This is a genomic window from Halomonas sp. GXIMD04776 (assembly GCF_049808615.1).
In the GTDB taxonomy this organism is placed as follows: Bacteria; Pseudomonadota; Gammaproteobacteria; order Pseudomonadales; family Halomonadaceae; genus Modicisalibacter.
The window spans coordinates 1-7377 of record NZ_JBNCAN010000044.1; the positions used below are offsets into that span (position 1 = coordinate 1).

Here is a 7377-nt window from a genome sequence, read left to right on the forward strand (position 1 = left end):
CTTTAGCGGGCCCGAAGGGCGAGTCTCGGGAAGAGACGAGTAGAGTCCCGGAGTGCCGGCCAGCGGACGGCCGCCCCGCTCCTCGTCAGGCCTTTATCCGACCCCCCCAGCCTCGCCGAAGCTGGGGGGGGGTGCGTGCCTTACTTGCTGGGTGAAACAGTGGCAAGCCTACCCTGCTTAACTGTAGGCTTACTCTGAGTGAGTGGAAGGCTCAACAGTGCCCTTGGGCGATCATGGCATCGGCCACTTTTCTAAAGCCAGCAATATTGGCGCCGAGTACCAGGTTATTGGGCTGTTCGAACTCTTCTGCAGTATCGGCACAGCGGCGATGAATATCCGCCATCACGGTACGCAGTTTTTTATCGACCTTGGCAAGCGACCATTGCTGCATGCTGCTGTTCTGCGCCATCTCGAGCTGACTGGTGGCCACACCCCCAGCGTTGGCAGCCTTTCCTGGGCCATAGGCAATCTGGGCTTCCAGCAACCGGCTGACGGCTCCAGCGGTCGATGCCATATTGGAGCCTTCACTCACGCAGTAAATGCCGTTGTTCAGTAATGCTGTCGCGTCTGCTTCGGTGACTTCATTTTGTGTTGCGCAGGGAAAGGCCAGTTCACCCTTGAGCCGCCAAACCGCATGGCCATCCTGGGGGTAATCGTCGATATCGATAAATGTCGCTTGCGGGTGATGTTCGACGTATTCCCGTAGGCTGTTGCGTTTTACTTCCTTGAGCAGCTTGAGTGTATCGAGATCGATCCCCTCGGGGTGATGAATGGTGCCGCTGGAGTCGGAACAGCTTATCGGCAAGGCGCCTAGCTCATGGAGCTTCTCGATCGTGTAGATGGCAACATTGCCTGCACCGGAAACGAGACATGTCTTGCCCTTGATCTCTTCACCCCGTGCCATGAGCATGTCCTGAGCAAAGTAGACGGTGCCATATCCCGTGGCTTCCTTGCGGCCCAGCGAACCGCCCCAATCGAGCCCCTTGCCGGTCAATACACCTTCATACTGACCGGTAAGCCGTTTGTACTGACCGAACATGTAACCGATTTCGCGTCCGCCGACGCCAATATCTCCCGCGGGAACATCGGTGTTAGGACCTATATGACGGTAGAGTTCGCTCATGAAGGCCTGGCAAAAACGCATGATCTCGGTATCCGTTTTGCCTTTAGGGTCGAAGTTCGAACCTCCTTTGCCTCCCCCTATGGGTAGACCGGTCAGTGCGTTTTTAAATATTTGCTCGAAGCCCAGAAATTTGATGATGCTCGCGTTCACACTAGGATGAAAACGCAGTCCACCTTTATAGGGACCCAGTGCGGAATTGAACTGAATGCGATAGCCCTTGTTGACGTGTACCTTACCCGCGTCATCGGTCCAGCAGACTCGAAACATGATCTGGCGTTCGGGCTCGACGATACGCTCGATGATGGCATGATCGTGGTAGTAGGGATTCTGCTCGAGAAAAGGACGCAAGCAATCGAGTACTTCTTCGGCGGCTTGGTAGAATTCCTTTTGAGCGGGGCTGCTCTGGCGAAGTCCAGACAAGGTGTCGTGGATATAGTTCATCGAGCCTATCCTGAGGTGAGGGTGAATAAGGATTTAGATGCACCAATATAATGCATTAGAGGGTATGCACCAAGCGCATACCCCATACTCAAAAATATCCTTGCCGATATTACGGTGTTTGCGAAAGACAAGTGCGATACCTTGAATCGCTCACTGTATCCTGTGTCCGAATATAAACAGGTCTGGCCAAAGCGAGCTGCCGTGATCCCTAATCAATTATTGTTATATTGTCGCCCGGGCTTCGAAAGCGATCTGGCCGGCGAAATTTTTGAGAAAGCGGCTTCCCTTGGATATGCCGGCCACTGCATTGTCAACAAGAACGATGGGTATGTACGTTTTGTGCTGATGGGCGACATACCGGGCAATGAGCTTCACCAAGCATTACCGCTTCATTCGCTGGTTTTTGCCCGGCAGTCGTTGGTTGCGCTTGCGCCTCTTGAGGCGTTGAGCAGGGAGGATCGTCTTTCGCCCATCGTCGAACAAGTCGTTGCCAGTGGTTGGAGTTTCGAGACGCTGTGGCAGGAAACACCGGATACCAATGAGGCCAAAGCGCTTGCTGGATTACTGAAAGCGTTGCAGAGACCGCTGGAATCGGTACTGCGCAGGCGCGGTGCGTTACGGCGCAAGGCCGGGGGGCGCCGTCTGCATCTGTTCTGGACTCAAGGTGACCAAGTTCAGCTCGGCATGAGCTTCCCGGGAAATCGAAGTGAATACCCCGGGGGCGTCAAGCGCCTGCGTTTCCCGTACGAGGCGCCAAGCCGTTCCACGCTCAAACTTGAAGAGGCGTGGCATGTCTTCGTGCCACGAGATGAGTGGTCAACGCGGATTTGCCAAGGTATGCAGGCGGCCGATCTGGGCGCTGCGCCGGGAGGCTGGACTTATCAGTTGGTGAGGCAGGGGCTATTCGTCTTTGCCATCGACAACGGTCCTATGGACAAGACATTGATGACCACCGGTCAGGTCGAGCATCTGCGCGAGGACGGTTTTGTCTGGGAACCACCTCAAAAGCTCGAATGGCTGGTGTGTGACATCGTCGACAAGCCCATGCGTGTCATTACCATGGTCGAGCGTTGGCTGGTACGGCGCTGGTGCAAAGAGGCGATCTTCAATCTCAAATTACCGATGAAGCAGCGCTGGGAAGAGGTCCGAAGCTGCCTGGCCCGGCTCGAGAAAAGCCTGACCCAGGCCGGAGTTGCCAGCGAGACGCAATGTAAACAGTTGTATCACGACCGCGAGGAGGTCACCGTGCATGTGCGATTACGGGATTGATCATGCCTGGCCGTGCTTCAGGGGTGTTCGTAGGCCGTCACGCGCTCCTCTTCGGTAAGCAGAGGGAGAAGGCGTTGCATGACATGTTCCCGGGCACTGCTGCGCTGCCACTCTTTCCAGGCGCGTAAATCCCGCCATAGCGTGATCAGCAAACGATGCTCGTGGCGTTGATACTCCTGCAGGCTTTCCCCGGCGATAAAGCCAGGTGCGCCCATGGCCGCGCGTACGACCTCCCTTGCAGCCTGCTCGTATTCTTCTTCGAGCCCATGCATGATATGGCGCTCGATGATGATCTTTATCATGCCATTCATCCATCTATCTATTCATTCATGGAGTTGAACGATGGACAACCTACCCCATTTCGATGCCGAACTGGATACATCAGGTCTGTATTGCCCTGAGCCTATCATGATGATGCATAACCAGGTTCGTGACATGCAGAAGGGGAGCGTACTCAAAGTGATCGCCACCGATCCTGCCACTACCCGGGATATACCCAAATTCTGCAGTTTTCTCGGGCACGAATTGCTGATTCACCATGAAAGTGACGACCACTATCTCTATTTCATCCGACTCCATTAGCGCCATATCATTCGTCGGTGGCCACCATGCATGCCAGCGCTTCGAGCGTAGCGGGATCCTCCTGGCGAATGCGGTTGGCGATGGCGCGTTGAAAGAAATAAACCGTCGAGTGGCGGCTATGCCCAGGATAGAGACAATCATCACCCGCCAGCACGGGGAGCGAGTCAACGCGGGTCTCATCCACCAAAAGTGCTTCCACATTACCGCTACTGTAAAGACGCCAACCGAACACCTGCTTGAGTTGCCAGGGGCCGTCATCATCGTTCAGGCACAAGGCATGGGTGCCAAGCGTATCGGGAAGTTGTTGTAGCAGAGTGGCTTCGCTGGTTTCTTCGTAGTCGAAATAGGCAGCGGCGTGCTCGAGTTCATATATCTTGTGCTCAGGCGCGCTGTAGAAGACTTCATCGGTTTCAGGATCGCGATAGCCGACGAAACAACCTTGTTCATGGTCGTCCAGATCATGACATGTCGTCAGCGCTTCCATCCACGGCACCAGGCCGACGACGTCTCCACCCTCTCGCAATCCCCAGGCCAGAAGTGGCATGCCATACACCGTTTTTGGGTCAGACGCCAGGCAATAGAGCATTTCCAACCCATCCAGTTCTGGGGCTAGGCGTACCAGGCGACGCTTGGCCTTTAGCCGGTTGCGTATGACGTCCAGATCGATGACCTGAGCGGTGCGGGGGGACTGTGGGATTCCCATGACAACCCTCCTGAGCGGCGTTGATTCGGCTTTGGCCTCGCTTTACTAACTATTAGCACAGCTCGATACGCAAAGTTAAGCCCCGGATTCATTCTTGGCCTTGGGCATCAGGTCACAACTGCGCCATATATCTTGCCAAAGCGTCACATGCCGTTGAAGCGTCTCATTAAATTGTTGCCAGGGTGACTTGGGATCGGTAAGCGATAGCCAGGCTTGTCGATAACGATCGACCGCCGGCATCGATACTGAATGAGCCTCCAGTAGGTTATTGACGGCGCCGAGCCACCGTCTGGACGCACGAGACAATGTCGCCAGGTAAGGCTGTACCTCGGTGATGAACGTGGCGATGAAGAGATCGTACAGGCGATCCGCATTGGGATTGCTATGACCCTTGTAACAGATTGGTCGATCAGCCACTCGCGCCTCGAGGGTGTTCGTCATCTCCGACAGGCGCTGACTGGCCAGCATCAAGGCACGCAGCACCTCAGCAGTAAGCGGTTCGCTCTGCAGGGTATATAAATGTGATTCCAGTACGCTCGATTGCGCTGACCAGGCGGGATTGAACTGATTGAGCGTCGCATGGCGCAGGTAGTCGACAGCGGCGAGCGACTCCGTCAAGGGTATCGCCGCTTCGGGTGCCAGAGCGGTGCTGGCCCGTGAGAAGCTGGCGACCCATTCGCTGGAACCGAACAGGGCATTCCAGCTAGCCAACGGCAATTGCGCCGTCTTGGTCCTGGTCAACCCGAGCAGCCGCTGACGATCGTCTTCATCAAGCCGTGTCACGGCATCGGTGTTCCAGCAGCCACGCAAGAGCCGCCACAGTTCGAGTTCGTACAGCCAGCGTTGGCTGGGAGGCGCGACCTTGCCCAGTTGATTGTTACGCCGGGCGACAAGCGACGTGATGCCGCATTCACGCAGGGCGTAAACGTCCAGCATGCCCTGGCGTGTCTCGGGAATATCGAACAGGCGCTCGTCCCGCGAGGGGAAGGCCGCGATATTGTCTGGCGGTCGAGGTGTGGGCGCATCAACCTCCAGGACATTGCTGATGCGCTGCTGATAATCGACAAATAGCGCATCGGCGCCGGAGCGACGTTCGCAGCCGGTCGCCATGATCATCAATATCAACGCGCCGAGAAGGCGTTGTTCAACTCTGGGGAACTTGCCGCGTACCATCGGCAACACTCCTGCTGATTCGCTTCAGACGCCAGCCCAGCAACAGTGCCGATACTGTCAGGCCAGCGATCAATCCTATCCAGTAACCATACACTCCCAGGGCATCTGTCACCCCCGAGATACCGATGCTCCCCAGTAGATGACCGCTGCCTAGCCCTATCAGCCAGTAGGAGAGGAGGGTAATCGCCATGATGATCCGGGTGTCCTTGTAGCCCCTCAACGCCCCCGCCATGTTGACCTGCAAAGAATCCGATACCTGATAGATCATGGCCAGCGATATCAACGACAGCGCCAGTGCCTGCACCTGTTGGTTGGAGGTGTAAAGCGCCACCACGGGGCCTGCAGTCAGCCACAGAATGACATTGTTGAGCAAGGCAATCAGTAGGCATACGAACAGGCCGTTCCAAGCGACGAAACGAGTCAATTCAGGGCGCCCAGCGCCCAGTGTGTTGCCAACTCTAACGGTGAGTGCCATGGCCAGGGACAAGGGCAGCATGAACAAGATCGAGGTGAAGTTGAGTGCTACCTGGTGGGCCGCCACGGTGATTTCACCAAGACTCGCCACGAGCAGTGCGATCAGGGTAAACAGGGTCACCTCGACGAAGATGGCCACGCCAATCGGCAAGCCGATATGCAGCAGTTCCATCATCATTGACCATTGCGGCCGAGTCAGCGTTTGCCATAGCACCACGGGGCCATAGGCTCGGCTACGTTTCGTATAGAGCAGCATGGCCAGGCACATGGCCCACATGGATAGCGCCGTGGCAATGCCGCAGCCAACCGCACCCAGGGCGGGCAGCGCTCTTAGTCCAGCAGGGACGATCTCGCCAAACAACGCCACCAGGCCGTCACCGCCATAGATCAGCAGGTAGTTGCTGGGGACGTTGATACCCAGCCCGATCAAGCTGATCCATAAGGTGGGGCGGGTATGGTTCATGCCATCGGAGTAGGCGCGCAGTGCTTGATACAGGGCAACGCCGGGCATGCCGAAGGCGACTGCCGCGAGGTAGGCAGTGGACAAATCCATCACTCGTGTCGGTACCGCCATGAGGCGAAAGACCGGTTCAATGGAAAACCATAGTAGCAGACCCGCTACTATACCGAGCGCGATGCTGAGCCAAAGCGCCTGATGCACATAGGGACAAATTCGTTCGCTGCGTTTTCCGCCGAGTAATTGAGCGACGATAGGGGTCAGGCCGATCAAGGTACCGGTTATGAACAGCATCAGCGGCAGCCATAGACTGGAGCCCACCGACACCGCGGCCAGATCGGTAGCGCTGACGCGTCCCGACATGATCACATCGGTCACCCCCATGCCGGACTGGGCTAATTGGGCACCGCAGATGGGCATGGCCAGCTTCAGCAACGCCATGCTTTCTTGGCGGCTGTGCCGCGCCAGCATCGCAAGGGAACGCGCCATGCCGTTGACTCCCGTCGTCTGTCAAAATGACGCTATGTTAGCAATTGCCATGTATTCCCGTCCGGAAATCTGGTTCGTATAATGATTGCATGCACCAATTCTTTGATTTGCACAGCGCAAACGATGTCGTTGCCCTGTTCAATGGGCTTTTCAGCAACACTTATGGAACGCGGCTGATCCAGGGAGGTGATGAGCCGCTCTATCTGCCTGCGGGGCCTGAGAGTGTCTATCATCGCATCATCTTTACCCACGACTTTTTTGCCAGTGCCTTGCACGAGGTGGCTCATTGGTGCATCGCCGGCGCCAAGCGCCGTGAGCTCGAGGACTATGGCTATTGGTACCTGCCGGATGGGCGTGATCGCGACCAGCAAACGATGTTCGAGCAAGTCGAAGTGGCACCGCAGGCCCTCGAGCTGCTTTTCACGCATGCCTGTGGACGACGCTTTGAGGTCAGTATCGACAACTTGATAGGCGAAGGAGGTGATCGCGAGGCCTTTCGTGCTCGCGTGGAGGCACGCGCGCAACGTTACCGTGCCGAAGGGTTACCGCCTAGCCCGGATATTGCACCGGGCTGGTCAGCAGCGCCCAGATTCCGAGGGCGCGGGCCGTTGCCGCGCCCAAGCCTCTAATTTGATGGTTTTTTGATCAGTTCTTTGGTTTCAGAAC

General features: G+C 56.5%; 8 protein-coding genes. 3 read left to right on the top strand and 5 right to left on the bottom strand.

What is annotated here, in order from left to right; all coding sequences use genetic code 11:
* Positions 1 to 211: 211 nt before the first annotated feature.
* Complete coding sequence (gene gdhA / locus ACPF7Z_RS19110; protein ID WP_425194830.1) at positions 212 to 1564, bottom strand: NADP-specific glutamate dehydrogenase; 1353 nt, start codon at positions 1562 to 1564, stop codon at positions 212 to 214.
* A gap of 201 nt (positions 1565 to 1765) precedes the next feature.
* On the opposite strand from gdhA, the gene rlmM reads away from it, so the two are divergent.
* Positions 1766 to 2833: a 23S rRNA (cytidine(2498)-2'-O)-methyltransferase RlmM gene (gene rlmM / locus ACPF7Z_RS19115; RefSeq protein ID WP_425194831.1), complete on the top strand. Its 1068-nt coding sequence runs from the start codon at positions 1766 to 1768 to the stop codon at positions 2831 to 2833.
* A 17-nt stretch (positions 2834 to 2850) separates the two neighbouring features.
* On the opposite strand, the gene ACPF7Z_RS19120 is transcribed toward rlmM, so the two are convergent.
* Positions 2851 to 3135 (bottom strand): antibiotic biosynthesis monooxygenase family protein, encoded by a 285-nt coding sequence (locus tag ACPF7Z_RS19120; protein ID WP_425194832.1) that lies wholly within the window; start codon positions 3133 to 3135, stop codon positions 2851 to 2853.
* A 40-nt stretch (positions 3136 to 3175) separates the two neighbouring features.
* Here ACPF7Z_RS19120 and tusA point away from each other — a divergent pair, with 40 nt between their 5' ends.
* Positions 3176 to 3415 carry a sulfurtransferase TusA gene (tusA, locus tag ACPF7Z_RS19125; protein WP_425194833.1) on the top strand — a complete coding sequence of 80 codons (240 nt, stop codon included), beginning with the start codon at positions 3176 to 3178 and terminating at the stop codon, positions 3413 to 3415.
* 7 nt (positions 3416 to 3422) lie between these two features.
* Here tusA and ACPF7Z_RS19130 read toward each other — a convergent pair whose 3' ends face one another.
* From ACPF7Z_RS19130 to ACPF7Z_RS19140, 3 genes are all read right to left on the bottom strand, one after another.
* Positions 3423 to 4118 (bottom strand): hypothetical protein, encoded by a 696-nt coding sequence (locus tag ACPF7Z_RS19130; protein WP_425194834.1) that lies wholly within the window; start codon positions 4116 to 4118, stop codon positions 3423 to 3425.
* 75 nt (positions 4119 to 4193) lie between these two features.
* Entirely contained in the window at positions 4194 to 5291 is a 1098-nt protein-coding gene (locus ACPF7Z_RS19135) for a DUF3080 domain-containing protein (protein ID WP_425194835.1), read from the bottom strand.
* Entirely contained in the window at positions 5263 to 6711 is a 1449-nt protein-coding gene (locus ACPF7Z_RS19140; RefSeq protein WP_425194836.1) for an MATE family efflux transporter, read from the bottom strand. Before ACPF7Z_RS19140 ends, ACPF7Z_RS19135 begins: the two co-directional genes overlap by 29 nt.
* 89 nt (positions 6712 to 6800) lie before the next feature.
* Between ACPF7Z_RS19140 and ACPF7Z_RS19145 the strand changes: the two genes are divergently transcribed.
* Positions 6801 to 7340 (top strand): elongation factor P hydroxylase, encoded by a 540-nt coding sequence (locus tag ACPF7Z_RS19145; protein WP_425194837.1) that lies wholly within the window; start codon positions 6801 to 6803, stop codon positions 7338 to 7340.
* Positions 7341 to 7377 lie beyond the last annotated feature (37 nt).